The sequence below is a fragment of the Tritonibacter sp. SIMBA_163 genome (assembly GCF_046535935.1).
In the GTDB taxonomy this organism is placed as follows: Bacteria; Pseudomonadota; Alphaproteobacteria; order Rhodobacterales; family Rhodobacteraceae; genus Epibacterium; species Epibacterium scottomollicae.
In genome coordinates this window covers 1-269 of record NZ_JAWJBP010000499.1, presented here as the reverse complement: position 1 = coordinate 269, position 269 = coordinate 1, and the positions used below count along the sequence as shown (strand labels likewise).

1 protein-coding gene is annotated in these 269 nt (G+C 65.4%); it reads right to left on the bottom strand.

Translation table 11 applies throughout. The features are described 5' to 3' along the window. Positions 1–269: FAD-dependent oxidoreductase (locus R0J92_RS23285; RefSeq protein WP_411053420.1), on the bottom strand; the 269-nt coding region annotated here is incomplete at both ends.

Below are 269 nucleotides of genomic sequence, written 5' to 3'. Positions count from 1 at the left end.
GCTGGTAGGGTCCGGCAACATCGCCGGCGGCGAGGATGTGGGGATGCAGCGTCTGCAGATAGGCGTTGGTCTGAAAGGTGCGATCGACTTCGATGCCGAGCTCTTCCAGACCGAAACCCTTGAGGCGCGGCGCCCGGCCGACCGCAGCAATGATCTCGTCGAACGAGATCCGGCGCTTTTGGCCCGCGTTCTCGATCTCGATCCATTTCCCGTCTGCCCCGACCCCGCAGGCGACGGCCTTGTGGTCGGTCAGCACCGCAACGCCGTCC